The 267-nt window shown below is 69.7% G+C and carries 1 protein-coding gene; it reads left to right on the forward strand.

Annotation, left to right across the window (positions count from 1 at the left end; genetic code table 11):
• The coding region (locus tag WDW90_RS39675) for an ABC transporter permease subunit (RefSeq protein ID WP_431311233.1) at positions 1-267 on the forward strand (267 nt) is incomplete at both ends.

A 267-nucleotide genomic window follows, 5' to 3' on the forward strand; every position in this document is an offset into this window, starting at 1 on the left:
TCGTGATCAAGCGCACGCGCATCGGCTTGGTCGTCCAGGCGGCACTCAGCCATCCGGGCATGGTGTCGATGCTCGGCCACAATGTCGATCGCGTCTTCATGCTGGTCTTCGGCGTCGGCGTGGCGCTCGCGGCGGTGGCCGGGGTTATCGCCGGCCCGGCCCTCGTGACGCAGTCGAACATGGCTGGCCTGCTCGGCCCCATCCTTTTCGTGGTGGTGGTGGTCGGCGGCCTCGGCTCGCTCGGCGGCGCCTTCGTCGCCTCGCTCC

This window comes from Methylobacterium nigriterrae, from assembly GCF_037106235.1.
GTDB lineage: Bacteria > Pseudomonadota > Alphaproteobacteria > Rhizobiales > Beijerinckiaceae > Methylobacterium > Methylobacterium nigriterrae.